The 21509-nt window shown below is 46.5% G+C and carries 19 protein-coding genes; 18 read left to right on the top strand and 1 reads right to left on the bottom strand.

Annotation, left to right across the window (positions count from 1 at the left end; genetic code table 11):
- Positions 1–210 precede the first annotated feature (210 nt).
- The 17 genes from hemW to OIU26_RS03730 all read left to right on the top strand — a co-directional run bounded on the left by hemW (position 211) and on the right by OIU26_RS03730 (position 18745).
- Complete coding sequence (hemW, locus tag OIU26_RS03810; protein WP_264215972.1) at positions 211–1398, top strand: radical SAM family heme chaperone HemW; 1188 nt, start codon at positions 211–213, stop codon at positions 1396–1398.
- Positions 1399–1554: 156 nt separating this feature from the next.
- Positions 1555–2031, top strand: a complete 477-nt coding sequence (locus OIU26_RS03805; RefSeq protein WP_025674283.1) for an N-acetyltransferase — start codon at positions 1555–1557, stop codon at positions 2029–2031.
- A gap of 978 nt (positions 2032–3009) precedes the next feature.
- Positions 3010–4041 (top strand): heat-inducible transcriptional repressor HrcA, encoded by a 1032-nt coding sequence (gene hrcA, locus OIU26_RS03800; protein ID WP_013372178.1) that lies wholly within the window; start codon positions 3010–3012, stop codon positions 4039–4041.
- Between the two features lie 121 nt (positions 4042–4162).
- Positions 4163–4735 carry a nucleotide exchange factor GrpE gene (grpE, locus tag OIU26_RS03795; protein WP_264215971.1) on the top strand — a complete coding sequence of 191 codons (573 nt, stop codon included), beginning with the start codon at positions 4163–4165 and terminating at the stop codon, positions 4733–4735.
- Positions 4736–4822: 87 nt separating this feature from the next.
- The gene (gene dnaK, locus OIU26_RS03790) at positions 4823–6658 is read left to right on the top strand and encodes a molecular chaperone DnaK (RefSeq protein ID WP_264215970.1); all 1836 of its coding nucleotides are present in this window, start codon (positions 4823–4825) and stop codon (positions 6656–6658) included.
- 247 nt (positions 6659–6905) lie between these two features.
- Complete coding sequence (dnaJ, locus tag OIU26_RS03785; protein WP_013372174.1) at positions 6906–8030, top strand: molecular chaperone DnaJ; 1125 nt, start codon at positions 6906–6908, stop codon at positions 8028–8030.
- 153 nt (positions 8031–8183) lie between these two features.
- Positions 8184–9839, top strand: a complete 1656-nt coding sequence (gene dcuS, locus OIU26_RS03780; protein ID WP_080771905.1) for a DcuS/MalK family sensor histidine kinase — start codon at positions 8184–8186, stop codon at positions 9837–9839.
- Entirely contained in the window at positions 9832–10539 is a 708-nt protein-coding gene (gene dcuR / locus OIU26_RS03775) for a two-component system response regulator DcuR (RefSeq protein WP_264215969.1), read from the top strand. Before dcuS ends, dcuR begins: the two co-directional genes overlap by 8 nt.
- Before the next feature lie 120 nt (positions 10540–10659).
- Positions 10660–12006, top strand: a complete 1347-nt coding sequence (locus tag OIU26_RS03770) for a 2-hydroxycarboxylate transporter family protein (RefSeq protein WP_264215968.1) — start codon at positions 10660–10662, stop codon at positions 12004–12006.
- A 63-nt stretch (positions 12007–12069) separates the two neighbouring features.
- Positions 12070–13266: an NAD(P)-dependent malic enzyme gene (locus OIU26_RS03765; protein WP_064962102.1), complete on the top strand. Its 1197-nt coding sequence runs from the start codon at positions 12070–12072 to the stop codon at positions 13264–13266.
- A gap of 179 nt (positions 13267–13445) precedes the next feature.
- Positions 13446–13820, top strand: coding sequence for a hypothetical protein (locus OIU26_RS03760; protein WP_016821610.1), 375 nt, complete (start codon positions 13446–13448; stop codon positions 13818–13820).
- Positions 13821–13844: 24 nt separating this feature from the next.
- Positions 13845–14030, top strand: coding sequence for a YfhD family protein (locus tag OIU26_RS03755; protein WP_016821609.1), 186 nt, complete (start codon positions 13845–13847; stop codon positions 14028–14030).
- A 247-nt stretch (positions 14031–14277) separates the two neighbouring features.
- The gene (gene prmA / locus OIU26_RS03750; protein ID WP_040103299.1) at positions 14278–15243 is read left to right on the top strand and encodes a 50S ribosomal protein L11 methyltransferase; all 966 of its coding nucleotides are present in this window, start codon (positions 14278–14280) and stop codon (positions 15241–15243) included.
- 2 nt (positions 15244–15245) lie between these two features.
- Positions 15246–15938 (top strand): site-2 protease family protein, encoded by a 693-nt coding sequence (locus OIU26_RS03745; protein ID WP_013372166.1) that lies wholly within the window; start codon positions 15246–15248, stop codon positions 15936–15938.
- 159 nt (positions 15939–16097) lie between these two features.
- A complete protein-coding gene (locus tag OIU26_RS03740) occupies positions 16098–16862 on the top strand; it encodes a 16S rRNA (uracil(1498)-N(3))-methyltransferase (protein ID WP_264215967.1) in 765 nt (254 codons plus the stop codon).
- Position 16863: 1 nt separating this feature from the next.
- Positions 16864–18207, top strand: a complete 1344-nt coding sequence (gene mtaB / locus OIU26_RS03735) for a tRNA (N(6)-L-threonylcarbamoyladenosine(37)-C(2))-methylthiotransferase MtaB (RefSeq protein WP_013372164.1) — start codon at positions 16864–16866, stop codon at positions 18205–18207.
- Positions 18208–18310: 103 nt separating this feature from the next.
- Entirely contained in the window at positions 18311–18745 is a 435-nt protein-coding gene (locus tag OIU26_RS03730) for an NUDIX hydrolase (RefSeq protein ID WP_264215966.1), read from the top strand.
- Here OIU26_RS03730 and OIU26_RS03725 read toward each other — a convergent pair.
- On the bottom strand, positions 18735–19757 hold the full coding sequence (locus tag OIU26_RS03725) for a Na/Pi symporter (RefSeq protein ID WP_264215965.1): 1023 nt from the start codon (positions 19755–19757) through the stop codon (positions 18735–18737). The two genes, OIU26_RS03730 and OIU26_RS03725, sit on opposite strands and share 11 nt — an antisense overlap.
- Positions 19758–20046: 289 nt before the next feature.
- Here OIU26_RS03725 and OIU26_RS03720 point away from each other — a divergent pair, with 289 nt between their 5' ends.
- Positions 20047–21426: a class I SAM-dependent rRNA methyltransferase gene (locus OIU26_RS03720; protein WP_264215964.1), complete on the top strand. Its 1380-nt coding sequence runs from the start codon at positions 20047–20049 to the stop codon at positions 21424–21426.
- Positions 21427–21509 lie beyond the last annotated feature (83 nt).

Below are 21509 nucleotides of genomic sequence, written 5' to 3'. Positions count from 1 at the left end.
CCGATTCGTGGTGGGCAGCAGCGGAGTGGGCCATTTGAATCTGGAGAAGGGTAGCGTTCGCCTTTACTCCCCAATTTTATCCCTAAGAGTGCTTATATAATGGAAAATTGGGGAGTAACAGCGATCAGAAGATCAAATGGAACACGAAGCGGTTGGTCTCGACCTCGGCTCATTTTCTCACTATACCCTGAATCGACAAGGAGGATCGGTATGACCGCATCCATACAAAAACATGAATATTCATCCGCGCCTCAAGCGGTTTATCTGCATATACCTTTTTGCACGAATAAATGCTTTTACTGTGACTTCAACTCTTATGTGCTCAAGGATCAGCCTGTTATGGAATATCTGTATGCCTTAGAACGGGAGATGGAACATACTGTCAAACTTCACCCGCCAGGAGAGATAAAGACCATTTTTGTCGGGGGAGGAACACCAACAACCCTCAATCCGAAGGAAATGGAATATTTTCTGAAGAGCGTTCGTACCTATTTTCCAAACTGGGCGGAAGATATTGAGTTTTCCATGGAAGCCAATCCTGGCACAACTGATTTTGAAAAACTTTCTGTGATGAAAGAGGGCGGCGTCAATCGACTCAGTTTTGGTGTGCAGGCTTTCCAGAATGATCTGCTTACAGGCATAGGTCGTATTCATAGTACAGATGACGTCTATCGTAGTTTGGAAAACGCACGTAAGGCCGGTTTGGACAATCTGTCGATTGACCTGATGTTCGGTTTGCCGAACCAAACGGTCGACATGCTGGATGAAAGCGTCAGTAGAGCGCTGGAGCTGGATCTTCCTCATTACTCTATCTACAGTTTGAAGGTTGAAGAGAACACGCTCTTTCACACGTTATACCAGAAAAATCAGCTGCCACTTCCACATGAAGATGACGAACTGGAAATGTATTTGCTTCTTATGCGTCGCATGAAAGAAGCGGGTTATGAACAGTATGAAATTAGCAATTTCGCTAAACCAGGTTTGGGAAGTAAGCATAATATGACTTATTGGCGTAATGAGGACTATTACGGTCTCGGCGCTGGGGCACACGGTTATGTTGCCAGAGAGCGTCATATGAACATTAAGGGCATTAACCCTTATGTGGAGGCAACTCGGAATGGTTTACCGCGATTGGACAGCTTTGAGGTGCCGACGGCGGAAGCCATGGAGGATTTCCTCATGGTCGGTTTGAGAATGCTGGAGGGTGTGTCCAAATCCCGCTTTGAAGCTCAATTCGGTCAGACATTGGAAGACACGTTTACAGTTCCTCTTAGAAAAATGCTGAATGCAGGATTAATCGAATCAATCGAGGATGGGTATCGTTTGAGCGAGCGCGGTATTTTATTCGGAAATGACGTATTTGCAGAGTTCATCGGTTCGATCACGGTAAATTCATAAGTTGCAAGCTTCAATACAGTACATTTTGACTTCGTAAGCAGGGCCATCATTTTATTACACCATTCTGCCACAGCAGGGTAAATGGAGTATTGCGATTCTATGCGTAATGTTGTATATTTATTCATTATATGCGGCAAGCGGCAGGAGGAGAGCAAAATGGCTTCAGTGTGTAAAGATGTATTGTGCAGAAGTGCGGTTCCTGAGGATGTGGAGCCTTTATATCAAATGATTAGCGGCTATGCAGAGCGGGGGATTATGCTGCCACGTTCAAGGGAAGTGCTTACGCGCCAACTGGAGCTGTTTATTGTTGCAGAGGTGGACGGCGAAGTCGTTGGATGTGGTTCTTTATGCAAATTGGGGGCTGATTTGGTAGAGATTCGCTCCCTTGGTATCTCTGAGGGGCATAAAGGAATGGGAATCGGCTCCAAGCTTGTGGAAGGCCTTATTAGAGAAGCACGGCGGCAACATATTCCTAAAATTATGGCACTGACCTACGAGGTATCCTTTTTTATAAAAAACGGTTTTGATGTAGTTAGCAAAGAGATTTTCCCTGAAAAGGTATGGACTGACTGCATTCATTGCAGTAAACAAAACAATTGTGATGAAATCGCAGTGTTGAAAGTACTGAACTGACCTGTCAATAATGAGGTCAGTTCAGTGTTTTTTTATCAGGACGCAGCCTTGCGTATGTGTTAAAGCTTACATTATTGTGCCCCTGTTCGTTTCTCAAATGTTTGGAGTAACCACCAAATAAATTGATGATGAGGCTCCAGTTCCGAAGGTATATCACTCAGGCTTCTTATGGGATGGTCCTTATGATAATCCGTATCATTATAAAAGTATGTAGTGCCATCTAACGGGACTTGACCTTTGTATTTATACAAGGCGACAATATATTTTTCAGACTCTCCAGTTCGGCTTGGACGATATGTTTACTCTTCCCAATCAGCTGGTGTTAAATCATCATAATGTAATATAGCAGTGACACTATATTTTATTTGCTTGGTAATGCTTGGACTGAATTCTTGTGGGTAAAATAAAATGGTATTCCATATGCTTAACAGTATTGTAGGGATCAAGATTAAGGAACACCACAAGGTTCTTAATTTACGAATTAAATGGATCACTGAAATCATAAGGGCAGCGTTCAGAATAAAAACTAGTGGCAAAGCAAGGATTCTTCCTAGGCCTGTGTACGGAAACAATTCGATTAAAATGTAAAACATACAAATTGTAGGTAAAAGAGCGATTAATGCGTATAAAAGGTTGCGGTGCTGGCTTCTCAGATCCTATTCCTCCTCAAAGACAATAAAGTTACAACAGTTTGGAGACAAAGTCTCAATTTTTTGCATTCTGTATCCCTATACATAAATACGGTTTGGATATGATGAATAATGAGGGTTTATGTGAAAAAGTGTAAACGCTCTGTTTCCATATCAATAATCAAAATGGATGTAATAAATCTCGTTTATTGAAAATACTGATCTGACTTGACAATGATCAGGTCGGTTTGGTATTTTTGTATTATCAGTTAGCACTCATCGCGAACGAGTGCTAATGATTCCATTTAACAATCATGCTATTATGGATAAACGATAAGGGGGGATTCGCTTGTTAACCGAACGTCAGAGACTCATTTTGAATGCGATTATTGATGACTACATTCGTTCGGCTGAACCAGTGGGTTCCCGCAGCATATCCAAAAGGCAGGATGTCGGATTCAGCCCAGCCACAATCCGTAATGAAATGTCGGATTTGGAGGAACAGGGCTATCTGGAGCAACCCCATACTTCTGCGGGACGCATCCCGTCTCATAAAGGTTATCGTTATTATGTGGACCATTTGGTGCCACTAAATACACTGAAGCCTATGGAAATGCGGGAACTAAAAGCCTTTTACGCCGAAAAGCTGAATGTAATGGAGCAAGTGATTCAGCATGCATCAGGCATTTTGTCCCATATGACCAATTATACTTCCATCTTGCTTGGGCCGGAGGTTTTTCATACTTCGTTGCGTCATTTTCAGCTGTTGCCGCTCAACGAAACGACGGCTGTGGCGATTATCGTGACCAATACCGGTCAGGTGGAGAATAAAACGGTGGATATTCCACCTGGAATTTCAATTTCCGAGATGGAAAAGGTTGTGAATTTACTGAACAGCAAGCTGGTCGGTGTGCCGATTTATCAGCTTAAATCACGCCTTTATACCGCGCTTGGTCAGGAAATGGAGAAGCATGTGTCTCATTTTGAGGACGCTATGAAGGTGCTGGATAAAGCACTCGATAATGAATCGGATCAGCGCTTGTATTTGAGCGGTGCGACGAACATGCTGAATCAACCTGAATTTAAAGATGTAGAAAAGGTTAAACATATTCTCGATCTGCTGGAGGAAACACCAACGCTGCTTAAACTGATGACTCCTGTAGCCGGAGCCCCTGAAATTCAAGTCCGCATCGGTACAGAAAATGATCATGAAGCATTTGCCAATTGCAGCCTGATTACTGCTACATATGCAGTAGACGGAGAAGCGTTGGGTACGATAGGTATATTGGGTCCGACGCGGATGGAGTATGCGAGAGTTATTAATATTTTGGGTATCCTGTCTAAGGATTTGACCGCAATGCTAACGCAACGGTTTAAATAGAACAAGATCGCACAGGTTGCGGTCCTACATGTTCCGCGCCGGGATACGGTTTGTATCCTGCGCGGGTGCATTGTTGCGTGCTTTTGTATGGGTAGTTATGACTTGAAGGAGGTGAAACATTTTGAAGGAAGAACAAGCGTTCCAAGATGAAAAACAACAAAATGTAAGCACAGAGGAAGCTGCCGAAACGAGCCAGCAGGAAGAGCCGGTGAATGAAGCGGCAGCACTGGAAGCCGAGGAAGAAAACACAGAGGTGGCAAAACTTCGTGCAGAGGCTGAGGAGCATCAGCAGCGGTTTTTGCGCGCACAGGCGGATTTTGATAATTTTCGCCGCCGTACACTGAAAGAAAAGGAAGACCTTGCTAAATATGCGTCTATGAAGCTTATTACCGAGTTGGTGCCTGTTCTGGATAACTTCGAGCGAGCGCTGGCAACAGCATCGCAAGGAGCGGAGTCTGAGTCATTCACCAAAGGCGTGGAAATGATTTTCCGCCAGTTTGAGAGTGTGCTTCAGGCAGAGGGAGTGACGGCCATGAATTCAGTGGGACAACCGTTTAATCCTGATTTCCACCAGGCTATTATGCAGGTAGAGAGCGAAGAGCATGATGAAGGCATCGTCGTTGAAGAGGTACAAAAAGGATACATGCTGAAGGACAAGGTGCTTCGTCCAGCGATGGTAAAAGTTAGCATGTAACTTTTTCTATATACATTAGAATTACATCATTTTGATTCAACCATTCTGGCCTGAGGGCCTCGTATATACAGAAGGAGGAATTGTCCGATGAGCAAAGTAATCGGTATTGACTTAGGTACAACCAACTCTTGTGTGGCTGTTATGGAGGGCGGCGAAGCCGTCGTTATTCCAAATCCGGAAGGCGCGCGCACAACCCCTTCCGTTGTCGGTTTCAAAAAAGATGGGGAGCGTACTGTAGGGGAAACGGCAAAACGCCAAGCAATTACGAACCCAGATCGTACAATCATGTCCATCAAGCGCCACATGGGTACAAATCATAAAGAAAACATCGATGGTAAGGAATATTCCGCACAGGAAATTTCCGCTATGATTTTGCAAAAGCTGAAATCTGACGCTGAAGCTTACCTGGGCCAAACGGTTTCTCAAGCGGTTATCACTGTTCCAGCTTACTTCAATGATGGTCAACGTCAAGCAACTAAGGACGCAGGCAAAATTGCCGGTCTGGAAGTTCTGCGGATTGTCAATGAGCCAACAGCAGCTGCATTAGCATATGGTATGGAAAAATCCGAAGACCAAACGATCCTCGTATATGACTTGGGCGGCGGTACATTCGACGTATCCATTTTGGAACTGGGCGATGGTTTCTTCGAAGTTAAAGCAACAAGCGGCGATAACAAGCTGGGTGGCGATGACTTTGACCAAGTGATTATTGATTACCTCGTAAATGAGTTCAAGAAAGATCAAGGTATTGACCTGAGCAAAGATAAAGCAGCTGTACAACGTCTGAAAGACGCAGCAGAAAAAGCGAAAAAAGAACTGTCCGGCGTGCTGACAACGACAATTTCCTTGCCGTTTATCACAGTAGCTGATGGCGTTCCACAGCATTTGGAGTTGAACCTGACTCGTGCGAAGTTTGAAGAATTGTCTGCAGGTCTGGTAGAACGTACTTTGGGACCTACTCGTCAAGCGATGAAAGATGCAGGCATGAGTGCTAGCGACATCGATAAGATCGTTTTGGTCGGCGGCTCTACACGTATTCCAGCTGTACAAGAAGCAATCAAAAAGCTGACAGGTAAAGAGCCTCATAAAGGCGTAAACCCTGATGAAGTGGTAGCTTTGGGCGCAGCAGTTCAAGCAGGTGTATTGACAGGTGATGTGAAAGACGTCGTTCTCCTTGACGTAACTCCACTGTCCCTCGGTATTGAAACCGCAGGTGGCGTATTCACCAAAATGATTGATCGTAACACGACAATCCCTACGAGCAAATCGCAGGTATTCTCGACGTATGCTGACAATCAGCCTAGCGTAGAAATTCACGTGCTGCAAGGTGAACGCGAAATGGCAGCAGGCAACAAAACACTGGGCCGTTTCCAATTGGGAGATATCCCTCCAGCACCACGTGGTGTACCGCAAATCGAAGTTACTTTCGACCTCGATGCGAACGGTATCGTGAACGTATCTGCTACAGATAAAGGCACAGGTAAAAGCCAAAAAATTACGATCACATCTTCTAGCGGCTTGAGTGACGAAGAAGTAGAACGTATGATGAAGGATGCCGAGTTGCATGCGGAAGAAGATAAGAAACGCAAAGAGTTGGTAGAAGCGAAAAACGCTGCGGACCAACTGATCTACTCCGTAGACAAAACGATTAAAGATCTGGGCGAAAAAGCGGATGCAGGTGAAGTCGAAAAAGCAAATGCAGCTAAAGAAAATCTGCAAAAAACGCTGGAATCCGACAACCTGGAAGACATCAAAAAAGCTACTGAAGAACTAACTGAAATCGTTCAGCAATTGTCTGTGAAATTGTATGAGCAAGCTGCTCAAGCAGCACAAGCTCAAGACGGAGCAGCAGACAGCAAAGGCCGTGACAATGTTGTTGATGCGGACTATGAAGTTGTTGACGAAGATCAGAAGAAAGACTAAGCAACGGATCGGGTAGTGTAACTTTACGGTATACCGGTACGTTATGATATACTGAACAGTAATTAGCAGCGTAGCTGCCTTGATAAATAACAATTAGCCTAAGGGTAACCGTTATTTCCAAGATAAATAAGCATATTACGGGTTGTACTGCCTTGAAATGATGGGAAGGTCAAAGCCGGGTCATCCCGCGCCTTTGGCTTTCCTTTTATATGTAGTGCAGACACGTTGTAGGCATGGGGGTGGAACATTGGCTGATAAGCGTGATTATTATGAGGTGCTAGGTGTCGCAAAAGGCGCTTCGGATGAAGAAGTCAAAAAGGCTTACCGCAAGCTTGCGCGTCAGTATCATCCGGACGTGAACAAGGCTGCGGACGCAGAAGCTAAATTTAAAGAAGTAAAAGAAGCTTACGATGTTCTCAGCGATGGTCAGAAGCGGGCAAGATACGACCAATACGGTCATGTAGACCCAAATCAGGGCATGGGAGGCGGCTTTGGTGGTGCCGACTTCGGTGGCGGGTTTGGTGATATTTTTGATATGTTCTTTGGTGGCGGCAACGGTCGGCGTGATCCGAATGCACCGCAACGAGGGAACGATCTTCAATATACGATGACGATTGAATTCAAAGAAGCGGTGTTTGGTAAAGAAACCGACATTCAAATTGAACGTACGGAAACATGCGATACGTGTCATGGTACAGGAGCCAAGGCGGGCACTCAACCACAGACCTGTTCCGTCTGCCATGGCAGTGGACAAGAAGAAGTGGTACAGAATACACCGTTTGGCCGCATGGTTAATCGACGCGCTTGCTCCAATTGCGGCGGTTCCGGAAAAATTATCAAGGAAAAATGTACGACTTGTAGCGGATCAGGCCGTGTCCGCAAGAAACGTAAAATTCATATTCGCATTCCGGCGGGTGTGGATGACGGCGCACAAATGCGTATCAACGGGGAAGGCGAAGGCGGTGTCAACGGAGGACCGGCTGGTGACTTGTACGTCGTATTCCGTGTGAAGTCGCACGACTTCTTTGAGCGTGAGGGAGACGATATCTACTGTGAAATTCCGCTGACGTTTTCACAGGCAGCCTTGGGAGATGAAGTTGAGATCCCGACGTTGACCGAGAAAGTGAAGCTGAAAGTTCCAGCAGGCACACAAACAGGCACTTATTTCCGTCTTAAAGGAAAGGGTGTGCCAAAACTGCGCGGCGTAGGTCAAGGTGACCAGCATATTAAGGTAGTTGTGGTAACGCCTAGCAAGCTGAGTGAGGAACAGAAGGATTTGCTGCGTCAGTTCTCTTCGCTTAGTGGAGAGCAGACACATGAGAATGAGCAGTCCTTTTTTGATCGTGTGAAGCGGGCTTTCCGAGGCGACTAAGCCAAAGTCTAAATCGCGGAGCTTCAATCATGAATCCGAGGGGACTATTCCGCAATTGCGGAATAGTCCCTTTTTTTATATTCACGTAAACACATACATAGCCATTTTTGTACAACCAAAGTTAACTATTGAGCTTCTATCAACTAGAAAGGAGTGAGTTCCATCGAAAAAATACGGACAAGTCTGCGTCGAGGTAAGCCGCTTTTAAAGCTCAGAGGTCTAATAACGCTGCTCGTATGTCTGGTTATGGCACTTGTGCTCCTGCCAGTAACACTGTTATTTGCGGAGAGAGTTGAGCTTGAAACGGAGAAGGGGCTTGAGGAAAAGGCAATGTCCATTGCTCGTACACTCGCCCATACACCGCTTATTATCGAGCAATTGCAACAGACGGGTTCTTCTCCTTCCATGCAGGAGTATGTGAAGAAGGTCTCAACAGCGAATCATATCCAATTCGTCGTGGTTATGGATATGAAGGGAATTCGTAAAACGCACCCCGATGCTAGGAGGATCGGCAAAGCCTTTGTCGGAGGAGACGAGTATACTGCACTTCATGGTCAGGAGAGTGTGTCCGTTGCAAAGGGGACATTAGGCATGTCCATGCGTGCCTTTTCCCCCGTGTTCAGTGTGACGGGAAAGCAGGTAGGGGCAATTGTTGTTGGTATATCCATGCAAGATATACAGCGGGCCCAGGAAGGCAACACCCGTCTTATTGCTATCGCCATTGGTATCGGAATGTTGATTGGCACAGGAGGAGCGGTTGTGCTGGCTCGTAAAATCAAAAATATGCTGGTCGGTCTGGAACCGCCGGAAATCGCACGTTTGCTGGAGGAACGCAGCGCGATGTTGCAATCCATCAAGGAAGGAGTCATTGCAGTGGATGAATGCGGTCGTATCATGCTGATGAATGCAGAAGCGATCCGTCTACTGAGGCAAGCGGGGATTGAAGACTTCTCATTCTCTGGACAGGAAATTACTGTTTATTTATCTGCTTTCCGATTACAAGAGGTTTTGGAAGTAAGCACTCCACTGATGGATGAGGAGATGGAGTTGGGTGGGATCACCTTGCTGACCACCAGTGTTCCGATACGGGTCAAAGGAAAAATTGTCGGAGCCATTGTAACCTTTCGGGATAAGACGGAGATGAACCAGCTTGCGGAACGGTTGACCGGAGTTTCTTTGTACACGGAAGCACTACGCGCACAGGCTCATGAATTTATGAACAAGCTGCATGTCATTATGGGGATGGTGCACTTGCGAATGTATGATAAACTGGAGCACTATATTATGGATGCCGTCGAGCATCATCAAGTAGAGATAGGTTCCATTACTCGGCAGCTTAAGGACCCAGTTATGGCGGGGTTTGTATTAGGAAAATTAAGCCGGGCCAGAGAGGCAGGGGTAAGTTTTGAACTGACTCCGGGTAGTCACTTACCTGAATCCAGTCAAACTCAAACGACTCACGAGCTGATTACTATTCTTGGCAATCTGTTTGATAATGCGGTGGAGGCGATGGAATCTCTGGAGCACAAGCGGATTACCCTTTCACTTTATTATGAGGAAAATCAGAAGCATGGCTGTCTGACCTGTATCATGTGCGACAATGGTCCGGGTATACCGGAGGACCTTGTGAAGGCTATTTTTGAAAAAGGTTTTTCCACCAAGGGAGAGTCACGAGGGATGGGACTTTATCTAGTGGCGCAAAGCGTGAAGAGGCTACAAGGTAGTGTAAAGTTGATCCCAGTCGAGCAGGGGTGCTGTTTTCAGATTAAGATTCCATACATTATAGCGGGGAATGATGAACATGATTAATGTCCTGATTGTAGAAGATGATCCGATGGTTGCAGAATTTAACCGCAAATATATGGAGCAGGTCGAGGGATTCCAATGTAGCGGTTGGGCTTCTTCGGTGGAAGAGGCTAAGAAATATTTAGCTGAACAAGCCATTGATCTAATATTGCTGGATGTGTATATGCAAGAAAGTAATGGCCTCGATTTACTGTCATTCATACGGGAGGCTGGAGTGAATGTGGATGTTATTGTCATCTCAGCTGCAAGTGACATGAGCAGTGTCAAAAAGGCGATGAATTTTGGCGCTATGGATTATTTGATCAAGCCTTTCCACTTTAACCGTTTTCTAGAGGCACTTACCGGGTATCGAGAGCACATTAGTATTGTACGTGAGCGCAGTCTACTATCGCAGGAGGAGCTGGATCGACTGATTTATCATAAAAGCTTGATTAAAGACTTGGCACGGTTGCCCAAGGGGATAACGAAATCCACGCTGGCTATGATATGGAATTGTATCCAGCAGCATCATAAGGTTCTATTTTCCACGGAGGATATTGCGGAGAGTGCAGGGATTTCCAGGGTGTCTATGCGCAAGTATTTGGCTTTTATGACAGAGATTGAAGTGCTTTCTATGGAAACTATATATGGTACCATTGGACGCCCTGTTTACCAATATCAGGTTTTGCCGCAGGCAGAAGGAATCATCAATAGTTATATTTAGCCCTATTTCTGATTACTTTAGTTACAAAAGTTAGTTCTTAGTTTTAAAACCAAATAAAGCGTTTTCCAAGGTGTAGAATGGGAACATGATCATCATTCTTCACTTTATGGAGGGAGATTTATGGAAAATGCTACGAACCAGCCTGTCATTCAAAAGGGGCAAAGATGGAGTAAAAATACTGTAGATGGGTTTAGGATGCTGGGGAGGATAAAGGTGGGAGTGATTCCTCTTCCGCTATATGCCGTGATCGCGCTAATTGTTTATGCGGCTGCAATTACAGAAAGACTTCCGAACGATCTATTAGGCGGGTTTGCCGTCATCGTGATTTTAGGTATATTGCTCAGTGACCTGGGAGCCAAACTTCCGCTGCTTAAACATATAGGCGGGCCAGCCATTTTATCCCTTATGGTTCCATCGTTAATGGTATTTTGGAATATGTTCAGTCCATCTGCGATGGGGGCTGTGCACACGCTTATGAAAACCTCGAATTTTCTTTATTTTTACATCGCATGTCTAGTAACCGGCAGTATTCTTGGTATGGATCGCAAAATGCTAATGAATGGAATTGTCAAAATTTTTGCCCCCATTATCATAGGATCTATTGCTGCTGTTGCCGTCGGTATGCTGGTGGGTATGGCTTTTGGCTATAGTGCTTATCATACATTTTTTTTCATCATCATTCCGATTATTTCCGGCGGGATTGGAGAAGGCATTTTACCGTTGTCCATTTCGTATGGAATGGTACTGGGCAAGGATTCTGCAGTATTCGTATCCCAGTTTATCCCGGCTGCAATTATCGGTAACATTGTTGCAATTATAGGGGCAGGCGTCTTGAAGAGATTAGCGGAGAAAAAACCAGAAACTTCCGGTAACGGGAGGTTGTTAAAACTCGAAAAAGACAAAGGTGAGTTATCTCCGGTAAACTTGGGACAATCCGTTTCTTTTCCATTAATGGGTGGTGGTCTGTTGTTGGCTTGTACTTTCTTTATTGTGGGTAAGCTGCTGGAGCCGTATCTCCATATTCCAGGACCGATTCTCATGATTCTGGCGGCGGCATTAATTAAGTGTGTTCAGATCATGCCGAACACATTGGAGCAGGGAGCTTTTCATTTGTACAAATGTATAACCGCTAGTCTGACGTGGCCCTTGATGGTGGGGTTAGGTATTTTGTATGTGCCATTAGATAGTGTAGTTGGGATTCTAACGGTTCCTTATGCGATTACCTGTGCATCTGTAGTGGTTGCATTGATTGTTACTGGATACTTCACAGGAAAATGGATTCACATGTATCCCGTAGAAGCTGCTTTGGTGACCAGTTGTCGCGGCGGATTAGGGGGCACGGGCGATGTAGCCATTCTGTCTGCATCCAATCGGATGGAACTGATGCCTTTTGCCCAAATTGCTACACGGATTGGCGGGGCGGGCACGGTCATTTTAGCCACCTTGTTACTCCAATTATGGAGCTGATGAGATTTATACACAGGACTGAGTTTCATATCCAAATAGAGGCATGAAAGGACGGAGAAAAATATGAGCAGTTTAATAGATGAAATTAGAGAATTACATGCAGGTGGCAAAATGGAGACCTTACCCAAGAAGCCAATTGAAACGATGGAGGGGTTATCCAAAGTTTATACGCCGGGTGTAGCTGAAATTTGCATGGAAATCGCCAATGACCCAGCCAAAGCATATCAATTAACGATCAAAAAAAATACAGTAGCGGTCGTATCAGATGGAACCGCGGTACTTGGATTGGGAGATATCGGGCCAGAGGCTGCTATGCCTGTGATGGAGGGTAAAGCAGTACTGTTTAAACAATTTGCAGGTGTCGATGCATTCCCCATCTGTCTCAATACGAAGGACCCTGATGAGATTGTTCAAATTGTCAAAATGATCGCTCCTGCCTTTGGCGGCATTAACTTGGAAGATATATCTTCGCCACGCTGTTTTGAGATTGAAAGACGGTTGAAGCAGGAACTCGACATCCCAGTATTTCATGATGATCAGCATGGTACGGCAGTTGTTGTATTAGCAGGTTTGGTCAATGCACTAAAGGTATGCGGCAAAAAAATGGAAGATGTCAAAGTCGTATTTGCTGGGATCGGTGCGGCAGGTATGGCCTGCTCCCGTATGCTGCTCAAGGCAGGGGTACGCAATCTGATTGGCGTGGATCGGCAAGGAGCCATTCACCGTGGTGTAGAATACAGTAACCCGCATTGGACAGAGTATGCGAACATGACTAACCCGCATAATTTAAGTGGAAGCTTATCTGAGGTAATTGTGGGAGCTGATGTTTTCATCGGTGTATCAGGTCCAGATATACTGACTGTGGAAGACATACAGAGCATGGCAACTGATCCTATCGTGTTTGCTATGGCGAATCCGAAGCCAGAAATTGATCCGGCTGTAGCCTTACCTTATGTGCGTGTGCTTGCTACCGGCCGCTCCGATTTTCCTAACCAGATTAATAACGTATTGTGCTTCCCGGGAATTTTTCGGGGCGCTCTGGATTGCCATGCCAAGACGATTAACGAGGAGATGAAACTGGCTGCCGGGCTTGCCATCGCTGATGCGATTTGCCCTGAGGAGCTAAGTGAAACTTATATCATACCGAATGTTTTTAATGCGAAGGTGGTTCAGAAGGTACGGGATGCTGTTATTCGCGCAGCCTGGGAGACAGGAGTAGCCATGTCAGGAGAAGCTCCGGCAGCTACTTTACATCCGTAAAAGTTATGTTCTTCACAAACTTTAGTTCACGGTCTTGGTCTGCTGTTCTTGATAATGTCTGTATCCGTTTAGCTTTCGTGGAGAATATAAAGTCTTGCCAATGAGCAGGATATAACAAAGCGTAACGATCTATGTTCTCAACCAAAGTTACGCTCAATACTACACAGGGAGATTTTGGGATGGGCGAAAAAAATATTTTGGCGTATTTCAAAAGTCCTGAGGAAGCACAGGGAGCCGCGAGAAAATTGGAGGCTCTCAGGGTAACGGATATGTCGATAGATCGTTTTAGCCGGTATCCGCGGCAGTCTACGGGCAACGCCGGACTGCCTGTGTTCTCGGGACAGATTAGCAGCTTGTCCTCACTCACACAGGGCGTGGATTTTACAGATGCGTCTCCTGCAATACTGGCTGCGGCTGATCCTGCTGCCAGTGGCATGAGTGATGGAGGACAAGGTGGACCGACCGGCCGCGATATTTTGTTGACTGCGGTGGTGGATGAATCCATTCATCATCAGGCGATGTCTATTGTGGAACAAGCGGGTGGAATGCTGTGACAAGTTTGGAAGGAGCAGTGACCGATGTCTAAAAACAAACGGTTCGATAAAGTGCTGACCAAAACCGAGAAAATCAAACGCATGCAATCTGCCAAAAACGAAGATGTTGAGTTCTCGGCAGAGCAGGCAGATGCTGAGGATTTGGAAGCGATCCGGCGTAGTGAAGTAGCTGACCGCCGTCAGCAACGTATCATAAACGACAACGAGTAGAATACAATAAGGCGGGTATCCCACCAAAAAGGTGATTTGCGGGATAGCCCGTCTTATTTGTGTTTTCCCCTTGTTCTATTCATTATCCGCTATATGCTGTTGCGCTAAAAACTAGAGGGCTAAAGACAAAGGCAGTAGTCGCAGGTGTTTGATTTTCAATAATGAGTCCATCTGCTTTTTTGAACTCCTATGCGAGTATATAGTACAATGTAGTGTATGCATGTGAAATGAGGAGGAAATGTAAACCATGTTGTGGAATGAAATTACAATACATACAAGCGAGGAAGCCGTCGAAATGATTTCGAATTTTCTGCACGAAGCAGGTGCAGGAGGGGTTTCCATTGAAGAATCCGGTTCGCTCAACAAGCCGCGGGATACGTCTTATGGACAGTGGTACGATCGCCCTTTGAACGATATTCCTGAAGGACAAGCGATCATCAAGGGCTATTTTGCTGAAGAAATAGACATGGACAGCGTGCGTGCACAAATTGAGCCGCGGGTTGAACAATTGAGAACATTTGATATTGACCCTGGCGAGGTTCGGTATGAGCTGAAAACGGTCAACGAGGATGACTGGGCTAATGCCTGGAAACAATATTTCAAGCCTTTGCGTGTATCGGATCATTTGACCATCAAACCGACTTGGGAAGAGTATGAGCCTGCGAGTGAAGATGAAAAAATCATTGAGCTTGATCCGGGTATGGCCTTCGGCACTGGTACACATCCGACGACATCCCTTTGCCTAAGAACGCTGGAATCCGTGATTCAGGGTGGAGAAGAAGTCATTGATGTTGGTACAGGCTCCGGTATCTTAGCTATTGGAGCGATAAAGCTGGGAGCAAAGCATGTACTTGCCTTGGATCTCGACCCGGTGGCAGTATCGAGTGCGCGTGAAAATACGCGTTTGAACGGACTGGAGGAACGTATCACCATTAAAGAAAGCGATTTGCTCTCTGTACTCAATGCAAGCGATCCAACGCTGGGGATCCAGCTGCCAGTCAAGCTGGTCGTAGCTAATATTTTAGCTGAGATCATTTTGCTGTTCATTGATGATGTATATAAAGCCTTGGAGCCAGGTGGTATTTATATTGCTTCAGGGATTTGGAAGAACAAAGAAGAGGTTGTCGAATCTGCGTTGAAAGCAGCTGGCTTTGAGATTGCCGAAATCAACCGGGATGAAGATTGGCTGGCGTTTGTAGCGAGAAAGAGGTAAGCATGGATTTTTTACAAAGTATTTTTCGGGTAAATTTAAATGTCCTTCCATTTTACTTGCTGGCGGTGATCATATCGTTTACGGTGCATGAGTTTGCTCATGCGTATTATGCCAATAAATTTGGCGATCCTACGGCCAAGCTACTTGGGCGCGTGACTTTAAATCCGGCAGTGCATATTGATCTGCTGGGTACGCTGTTACTGTTGATCGGAGGCTTTGGCTGGGCCAAGCCAGTCCCGGTCAATCGTGACAATTTTAGCCGTCCGCGCCTCATGGGCATTATTGTATCGGCTGCTGGTCCGCTGAGCAATCTGCTGCTTGCATTTGTGACTACGCTGATCTATGCTGTGCTGCTTCATTTTCAAGTATTGCCGGGAATGGAGAACCAGCGGGTGGCACAGGCAATCTATTTATTTATCAATGCACTGATCAATTTGAATCTGTTTTTGTTTATCTTTAATTTAATTCCACTGCCTCCACTCGATGGCTACCGGATTGTGGAGGATGTGGCTCCCACTCCTGTGCGCCGCAAGCTTCAGCAGTTTGAGCAATGGTCGATCTTTATTTTTCTGCTTATACTGATAATTCCGCAGGTACGAGCTGTAACGATTGAACCTCTTTACACGCTGTCTCAGATGATTTATATACAGTTTTTGCAGTTTTCTTTTTACATTACCGGACTGTTCGGAGCCTAAGGGCTCCCTTTTTTTTACGAGAATCGGTATAACATAAACAGAAGAGGGAACAGACTGGTCATACAGGCGCAAAAGATGATATGATGGTGCTTGGTGATTTTATCGGAATTTGTACGGAACGTTAGTGGATAATAGTTATTTTAGAATAGGTGTGAGAGAATGCAGCGTTATTTTATTCCGGCAGAGCAATTTCTAGAAGATCACGTAATTGTTACGGGTGAGGACGCGCGACATATCGCCAAAGTCATGCGAGGCCGTAGTGGTGACAAAATTATAGTCAGTGACGGGGTATCCAGGGAAGCGCTGGCTGCATTGGATACGATTGAGCAGGACCATGTAAAAGCGACGATCATCGAGCTGCTGGAGATGACCTCTGAACCGTATGTTCAGATCACCATCGCGCAGAGTCTTCCTAAAGGGGACAAGATGGAGACGGTGATGCAAAAATGTACAGAAATCGGAGCCACCGGGTTTGTACCGTTTTTATCCGAGCGTACGGTCGTACAGTATGATGCCAAAAAGGAAGGCAAGCGACTGGAGCGTTGGCGCAAGATTGTGAAGGAAGCGGCTGAGCAAAGCCATCGCAACCGGATTCCGGAAATTAGCGCACCCCTGACGTGGAAAGAACTTCTGGCTTCTTTTGCTGGGTATGATTTGATATGTTATTGTTATGAAAAAGAGCAGGGGCGGCAGCTACGGGATGTAATCCAACTTTTCGCAGGACAATGGGCGTCCACAGACAAGCCGCGTGTGCTGATAGTGGTGGGCCCGGAAGGCGGCTTTACTGAAGCGGAAAGCCTAGAGGCCGAGCAGGCCGGGGCACAGTCTACAGGACTGGGAAGACGTATTTTGCGTGCGGAGACCGCAGGTATGGTTGCATTGGCATGCATTTTATATGAGACAGGAGAAATGGGAGGGGTTTAATATGCCATCAGTGGCATTTTACACATTAGGTTGTAAGGTAAACTTTTATGATACAGAAGCGATCTGGCAGCTGTTCAAAAAAGAAGGTTATGAGCAGGTAGATTTTGACGAGCAGACCGCTGATGTCTATTTAATTAATACATGTACGGTTACGAACACCGGTGATAAAAAAAGTCGTCAGATCATTCGTCGCGCGATTCGCCGAAATCCAGATGCCATTGTGGCAGTGACGGGCTGTTACGCTCAAACTTCTCCAGCTGAAATTATGGATATTCCAGGTGTTGATCTTGTTATTGGTACGCAGGACCGAGATAAGATTATTCCGTTTGTAAAGGAGATCCAAGAGTCGCGTCAACCTGTAAACGCGGTGCGTAATATAATGAAGACCCGTGTGTTTGAGGAAATGGATGTACCTGATTTTGCTCATCATACCCGCGCGTTTCTAAAAATTCAGGATGGCTGTAATAACTTCTGCACCTTCTGTATTATCCCGTGGTCGCGGGGCTTATCCCGCAGCCGTGATGCGGCGAGCATTATCACACAGGCGCGTCAACTGGTGCACGCAGGCTACAAGGAAATCGTACTCACGGGTATCCATACGGGTGGTTATGGCGACGATATGGATAATTATGACCTATCCGATCTGCTGTGGGACCTGGAGAAAGTGGAAGGGCTGGAACGTATTCGTATCAGCTCGATTGAAGCCAGCCAGATTGATGAAAAAATGCTGGACGTGCTGAAACGCTCCAATAAGCTGGTTCGCCATTTCCACATACCGCTTCAAGCAGGGGACGATACCGTGCTGAAACGGATGCGCCGCAAGTACACGACAGAAGAGTTTTATAACAAAATGCTTATGATTCGAAAAGCAATGCCAGATGTAGCGATTACAACAGATATAATTGTCGGCTTCCCTGGAGAAACGGACGAAATGTTCCGCAATGGCTATGAGCTGATGAAAAAAATCGGTTTCTCGGAAATGCACGTGTTCCCGTATTCCAAGCGTACTGGAACGCCTGCGGCGCGTATGGAGGATCAGGTTGACGAGGACGTGAAAAATGCGCGTGTGCGTGAGCTGATTGAACTGTCTGAGCAAATGCAGCTGGCATATGCTGAGAAGTTTGTTGGTCAGGTGCTGGAGGTTATTCCTGAAGTAGCTCCTAAAGGGACAGAAGATAGCGGCATACTCTACGGTTATAGTGACAATTACATTCAACTGGTGTTTGAAGGTAATAAGGATCTGGTTGGTAAGGTGTGCCGCGTGAAGCTGACGAAGGCAGGCGTTAATGAAAGTGAAGGCCAATTGGTCCGCGTATTGGAGAATGGGCTGCAAACAGCTTTGTAAAACAAAAAGAGCCTGAACAGGCAATAGCGATGGCCAACAAGGATTTCGCCTTTCCTTACAGAGAGGACGGAATCCTTGTTGCGCAAGGAAAGGAGATTACAGGATGGCAGCAAAAAAGGAAATTTCCGCAGGTGGCGTAGTGTTCCGCAAACAGGAGGAGCAACTTGAAATTCAGCTGATTACTGACCGATATGGCAAGATATCTTTGGCTAAAGGCAAAATGGAACCAGGTGAAACAATCGAACAAACAGCTCTACGTGAAATTCGTGAGGAAACAGGGCTGAACGGGCGAATTATTCAGCATGTGGATATGATTGCTTATACGTATCAGCACCCTGAATATGGGGAAGTGGACAAGGAAGTTCATTATTATCTCGTAGAGGCACTGGATGGGAATTTACAGGCACAGATTGAAGAAATCAAAGGCGTCGCATGGCATACGCCCGAAGAAGCTTGGCGTCTTCAGCGCCAGGGTGGATATGACAACAATGATGTCATTCTAAGCAAGGCGCTGTCCTTGTTAGGAATTAACGTTTAGTTCTATGGAGGGACATACGCTCCTCTATACGTGTCCATATAGGTAAATAACAGAGAGGCAAGGCAAGCAGAGAACTGATGACGTTAAACAGGGTTTGGGCATGCGCTACCTTGGCCCCAGGTTCAGTAGATATCCAGGCAGCGGCCATATCCAGCCCGGGGATTAACGGCATAAAGAGCAATGCCCCACCTACGTTCAGTAATACGTGGGACCAGGCCACAAATTTGCCTGATACGCTGCCGCCAACAGCGGCAATCAGGGCAGTCACGCAGGTGCCTACATTGGAGCCGATGACGATGGCGATTCCTACATCAACTGGCAAGGCACCCGCAGCAGCCAGGCTGATTGCCATACCGATGACGGCTGCGCTGCTGTGAACCAGTGCGGTCAGGCAGGCTCCAGCAGCGAAGGCCCACCACATGTTGGCTGCAGCATGATCAAGAAACCAGCGGAATAGTCCGGCCTGTTCAATCCAGGGGCCGACGGCTTGCATCACACGGATACCTGCCAGAATCAGCGAAAATCCGGCAAAGACGAGGCTGATAAATTGTACAGCCTGTGGGCGGCTGAGCCCATTAGAGCTGGGTGAAGCTCCGGCAGCTGCATACTGGCGGCCAGCGACCGTTTCTCCCCACAGAACGGCAGTGCCCCAGCAGAGCAGTGAACCGCATAGCAACGGAACAGCCAGCTTGCCAAGCTGAAGCCCCATCAGCTCGGTCGTCAGGCAGGTGCCAATATTGGTGCCGAGAATGATGCCGAGCGTGCGGCCGTAGGTCAACAGCCCGGCGTTGACCAGTCCGATCGTCAGCACCGTTACGGCGGTGCTGCTTTGCAGTAGGGCGGTAATGCCTGAGCTGAACAGCATTCCCCGCCAAGGGGAAACCGTAGCCCGGTTTAGCCAGCGGGTAAGGAAGGGGCCAGCCAAATGCCGGAGGGCAGCTTCCATCAGCTTCATTCCGCCTAAAAAAATAAGCAGCCCACCGCACAGTGGGAGTATAACATGTATGAACACGGCCATAGCCCCCTTTTCTAGGTGAAAATACTTATGTAACAGCCTATGATCTGTCAAGGACAGCCATGACAAGCATGGGTGAGCAGTTTTTTACGGAACAATAATTTTGAAGTATCTTCACAAGCTTTAAAAGCGTGACATCGATATACAGGCGGGCAGTAGCAAAGCGGTTCGTTTGAATCTGGAGAAGCGCCAGCGATCGTACGAACAAATGAACCGCGGAGCTGCGTCCCATCGAACACCACACTTTTAAGGACTTTAAGTAATTCAAGAATAGGAGTGAAGGATTTTGCCTTCAGTAATATTAGAACGTAGCCGCAAAAAAAGGCTGGAGCAAGCACACCCTTGGGTGTTTAAAAATGAAATAGCCAAGATTGAGGGTGATCCAGAAGCAGGTGATTTGGTCAACATCCTTAACCATCAAGGTCGTTATTTGGCGACAGGTTACTATAATCCTGCTTCGCAAATTACAGTGCGTGTGATGTCCTATGAGCCGCTGGAAGTGATGGACCAAAGCTTCTTTGCCCAACGTTTCCGTAATTGCTTGGAGCATCGCGAACGCTTTGTGACTGGGGGGAACGCTTATCGCTTGGTGTACGGCGAGGCTGATTTTTTGCCTGGGCTGATTGTAGACCGTTTTGGTGATGTATTGGTCGTTCAGCTGTTAACGCTTGGCATGGATCGGCGCAGGGAAGAAATCAGAGATGCACTTGTTGAAGTCATGGGGCCAGTTGGTATATATGAGCGTAGTGATGTATCCATCCGCGAGCTGGAAGGGTTGGAACAGACGAAAGGTCCTTTGTACGGCGATTGCCCGCGCCATGTGGTGGTGACGGAAAATGGCTTACAAATCAAGGTCGATATCGAAGAGGGCCAAAAGACTGGCTATTTCTTTGACCAGCGTGAAAATCGCGCAGCCATCGCGCCGTTGATGACAGGTTGGGGAGCGCGTAGCGGAATTACGTTACAAGAAGTAGCTGCAACCCCAGGTGATGACGCCACAACGGTCATGAAGCCTGTGAATAAAAGTGGTAAGGTGGTTGAATTCCCATTCTGGGACGGTGCAACTGTATTGGAATGTTTTTCACATACAGGTAGCTTTACGCTCAATGCGTGTAAACATGGTGCGAAAAAAGTAACTTGTCTGGATATTTCTGAACATGCGATTGAAAGTGCTCGGGATAATGTGAAGCTGAACGGTTTTGAGGATCGCGTCGAGTTTGTCGTCGACGATGCTTTTCAATATTTACGTAATCAGGTGAAAGGTGTAGAGGAGCGCACCGCGCGAGCGGGGGGCAAAGGAGATACATCCAAGCCGCTGATTGCGGGTGGCGGACGCACCTTTGACGTAGTTATTCTGGATCCGCCAGCTTTTGCCAAAACGAAGAGTGCTGTCAAAGGAGCTACACGTGGATATAAAGATATCAACCTTCATGGGATGAAGCTTGTCAATGAGGGCGGTTATTTGGTAACGGCGAGTTGTTCGTTCCATATGCGGCCAGAGCTGTTTTTGGACACGATTAAGGAAGCGGCGGCAGATGCCGGCAAAATCCTCCGACTGGTAGATTGGAGAGCGGCAGGGAAGGACCATCCTCAAATTTTAGGTGTGGAGGAAGGTCATTATTTGAAATTTGCCATCTTTGAAGTGCGCAGCCGGACACGGCTGTAGACTTCATACCCTTGTCAAAGTTAATTTATTTTTAGGCGATAAAGATAACTAGGTGAAACAAACTCATTTTTAGTATAAATCAG

Source organism: Paenibacillus sp. BT-177 (assembly GCF_025846815.2).
In the GTDB taxonomy this organism is placed as follows: domain Bacteria; phylum Bacillota; class Bacilli; order Paenibacillales; family Paenibacillaceae; genus Paenibacillus; species Paenibacillus polymyxa_C.
Note: the sequence above shows the minus strand (reverse complement) of the source record. Positions and strands in the feature narration are given on the sequence as shown.

Coding starts and splice junctions, on each gene's coding strand:
- OIU26_RS03740 (WP_264215967.1), top strand. CDS start 16,098: ATGCAGCGTTATTTTATTCCGGCAGAGCAATTTCTAGAAGATCACGTA.
- OIU26_RS03745 (WP_013372166.1), top strand. CDS start 15,246: ATGGATTTTTTACAAAGTATTTTTCGGGTAAATTTAAATGTCCTTCCA.
- mtaB (WP_013372164.1), top strand. CDS start 16,864: ATGCCATCAGTGGCATTTTACACATTAGGTTGTAAGGTAAACTTTTAT.
- OIU26_RS03755 (WP_016821609.1), top strand. CDS start 13,845: ATGTCTAAAAACAAACGGTTCGATAAAGTGCTGACCAAAACCGAGAAA.
- dcuR (WP_264215969.1), top strand. CDS start 9,832: ATGATTAATGTCCTGATTGTAGAAGATGATCCGATGGTTGCAGAATTT.
- dnaK (WP_264215970.1), top strand. CDS start 4,823: ATGAGCAAAGTAATCGGTATTGACTTAGGTACAACCAACTCTTGTGTG.
- hemW (WP_264215972.1), top strand. CDS start 211: ATGACCGCATCCATACAAAAACATGAATATTCATCCGCGCCTCAAGCG.
- OIU26_RS03730 (WP_264215966.1), top strand. CDS start 18,311: ATGGCAGCAAAAAAGGAAATTTCCGCAGGTGGCGTAGTGTTCCGCAAA.
- OIU26_RS03760 (WP_016821610.1), top strand. CDS start 13,446: ATGGGCGAAAAAAATATTTTGGCGTATTTCAAAAGTCCTGAGGAAGCA.
- OIU26_RS03765 (WP_064962102.1), top strand. CDS start 12,070: ATGAGCAGTTTAATAGATGAAATTAGAGAATTACATGCAGGTGGCAAA.
- prmA (WP_040103299.1), top strand. CDS start 14,278: ATGTTGTGGAATGAAATTACAATACATACAAGCGAGGAAGCCGTCGAA.
- OIU26_RS03770 (WP_264215968.1), top strand. CDS start 10,660: ATGGAAAATGCTACGAACCAGCCTGTCATTCAAAAGGGGCAAAGATGG.
- OIU26_RS03805 (WP_025674283.1), top strand. CDS start 1,555: ATGGCTTCAGTGTGTAAAGATGTATTGTGCAGAAGTGCGGTTCCTGAG.